3 protein-coding genes are annotated in these 2,885 nt (G+C 48.0%); 1 reads left to right on the top strand and 2 read right to left on the bottom strand.

The genetic code is table 11. The features are described from left to right. Positions 1-527 precede the first annotated feature (527 nt). On the bottom strand, positions 528-761 hold the full coding sequence (locus tag BP822_RS12870; RefSeq protein WP_048132431.1) for a type II toxin-antitoxin system HicA family toxin: 234 nt from the start codon (positions 759-761) through the stop codon (positions 528-530). Next, the gene (locus BP822_RS03710; RefSeq protein ID WP_048132427.1) at positions 758-961 is read right to left on the bottom strand and encodes a type II toxin-antitoxin system HicB family antitoxin; all 204 of its coding nucleotides are present in this window, start codon (positions 959-961) and stop codon (positions 758-760) included. The genes BP822_RS12870 and BP822_RS03710 overlap by 4 nt, the downstream gene beginning before the upstream one ends. Before the next feature lie 779 nt (positions 962-1,740). Here BP822_RS03710 and BP822_RS03705 point away from each other — a divergent pair. Further along, positions 1,741-2,598: a hypothetical protein gene (locus BP822_RS03705; protein WP_013720207.1), complete on the top strand. Its 858-nt coding sequence runs from the start codon at positions 1,741-1,743 to the stop codon at positions 2,596-2,598. Positions 2,599-2,885: the final 287 nt, after the last annotated feature.

The raw sequence follows: 2,885 nt of genomic DNA, 5'->3' as shown, positions 1-2,885 counted from the left end.
ACTCGGAGGGGTTCACTCCACTTTTCCAGCAAGCATGATAACTCCTGGAATGGCATTTCTTCTCAGGAAAGAGAGTGTTAACGGCATCTTAGATGACGTTTGATTTTGCTCGATGCAATTTTCTTGATGTCCTGATCCTGAATATGGGAAAAAACTGGAGTGAACCTCCGAGTGGACAATGAGTTAAACTCTCATAAACAAATTGCTAATGCAAGAAGGATGAAAAACCTGAAAAGTAGCTTTTTTAACCAATTGCTTGATATGATGCAAGAATGCGTCTATAGAACGCGAATGCGAATGAGCACCCATCGAGGATTAAGTTATCCGCCCATATCTGGGCGGCACACCATCTTTTCGGGAATCGCGGGGGGCCTGCCAGATTTCGGGCCTGAATAAAGAAGATGTGATCATCGCCCTGCCCCATCGGCGAGGGAATGAGATTAATGCTATACTCCTTATATTTCACTCATTTCTTTGTCCTTTCGATCCGGACGCAACATACAGTTATAAGGCAACGGATTGGCCCTTTATAGCAATTCAATAAATTGATCAACAGATAGTCGTGCTTGCTTTAGGATATGGGAAAGGGTTGAACGGAGAATGGGATTATGTGAAGGGACGGTGAGCTTGAGAATTTCGTTATCGTTAGAGGTGTGCTTCTGGAGACGGTTATGACTTCTTTTCTGCCTAACTACAATCCAACCGTCTCTCTGCAGCGCTCGCACGACTTGGTCGTATCCAAGGCTGGGAACTTTGGTCATACCACAAGCTCCAAAAGTTCAGCTTCCGATTGCAGTACCAGGTCATCTTCCACAGGTTCAAGATACAATTCAATAGCTTCTTGAATGTTTTTCAATGCCTCTTCGCGGGTACTCCCCTCGCTAATACATCCGGGAAGGGCAGGAAACAGCACAGTAAATCCTCCTTCCTCACTTGGTTCAAGCATCACGGTCAGCTTCATTGTGCTTCTCTAAATCATTTGTTATTACTGTACTTTCCAAGTTTTTCACTTCAACCACCAACTTTATAAACTGAATTCAATTTTTACATAATTGACTAGCGATAAATATCTCTTTTGTGCTAATATTTTGCTATTTAATAACATGTGCTTTACCTCTTTACTGCATTGCGTATGCAAAATCAAAAACTTGGAAACTACAGGTTATTATATCTATTTTATCTTTCTGAATTTAAATTTTGCGACTCACCGTTCAATTAATCGATCCGGATCCAGATAATTGAAAAATTATCAGAATGCCCTCTATAAACTCCTTGCCGTTCCCAGGGTCCTCCATTGCAGGCCTCTTGGCAATTGACATCATTTCTGCGACCTCAGGATTATCATAACAAGCCAACCAACTACTCCGCCATTAGATATGACATACTATGCCAACTATTTAATCTTCCTGCTGGCTTTGCAGCCTTTACGATGTCACTGGATCCGCTCCTCGTTGTTTGTGGCAGCGAGGTCGATCTCTGCACGCTTCAGGCCGCGGTGGATGGCGAGGCTGGGGGACATATTTGTTGCATTGGCGCTAATTGGGGAAAAAGGTTATTGCAGATAGACTTGCGAAAAGGGCAGAGCTGCGAAGAAGGAGCGCGCTTTGGGCTGGGCACAGCTGGCGTAGAAATCAATTCGATCCCTCTTTGAATATTCTATTTCTCGATAATAAACTATAAATCCTAAAAATTATGCAGTACTAAAAATAGGTATATCAAAAGATATTTAGGATGATATGAATGGCATTCTTTTTGATAAAGGGGACATTTCACGTCAAGGGCTACAGCCCTGATGGCGATTCAATCCGCTTTCGAGCCAGGAATCCTGATAACTGGAAAAAGCTCTCCGGCCCGGCGGCGGAATTGAATGCTCGCGGCCATGCCCAGCTGCGCGTAGAGGGGGTGGACGCCCTAGAGACTCACTATCAGGGATACCACCAGCCCATGAAGCTGGCGAGAGCGGCCTGCCGATATCTGCTATCATATCTGGGAATCGATGAGGTGGTGTGGGATGAGAGCCAGAGCAGGGTAATCAAGGCCCAAGACGAGACCGAGGGCTATATCCTGGCCAGAAGCACCGAGGCAAACCGGCGGCCTGTGGCCTTCGTCTTTGCCGGCGGAATCGAACATAGAGACGGCTCCGAGGTCATCTTAGATGAGTCGATACTGAAGCGGAGCCTCAACTACGGCCTCATTGCTCGGGGTCTCGCCTATCCCACCTATTACAACGGCCTCTTCTCCGACCTTCGCCTTCCCCTGACCCGGGCCATGGCCCACGCCAGGTCCGAGGAACGGGGGGTATGGCCATTCGACCTGACCACAAAAGGCTTCTCTGTACCTGGCCTGGAGCCCCTTACCGAGAATGTGGTGATCCTCCCCAAGCTCTTCCGTCGCCTGGTGGACTACATGGGAGACGGAGGGATGATGGACGGATTCCGGGCTCACCTGCAGGCCCGATGCGAGCCCCTGGTCAGGGTGTCTCAGGTCCACTTCACCCGGCTGGACGCGGTAGTTGATGTGAAAGGAGATCGGGTCCGACTGACCGAGTCCCCGGAGAACCTGATATTCCTGGACAAGGTGCTCTGCAAGAAGAGTTGAGGGTAACTATCAATCGATCTTTGGACGGTGGTGTTTCGCGCGGCGGTGTTCCCGCCTCCACGCAATGCCTCATTGTATGGGCGATGTACTGCAGAAAGTTTTTCTTTGTGCCTTTGCGCCTTTGTGGTGAGGCCCAAGCATCCCGATTTTACTAGAGAGACAAATAGGCACAAAGAAGATAGAGGCTCCTCGCTATTTGGTGTGGGTTCGTGCGCTAGTCACAGGAATTCGAAATTTTTCATGATCCTCTGTGCGCTCTGTGACTCTGAGGTTTTATTCCGTAACTA

This window comes from Methanosaeta sp. UBA458 (assembly GCF_002496085.1).
GTDB lineage: Archaea > Halobacteriota > Methanosarcinia > Methanotrichales > Methanotrichaceae > Methanothrix > Methanothrix soehngenii.
This window is presented reverse-complemented; position numbering and strand designations above follow the sequence as displayed.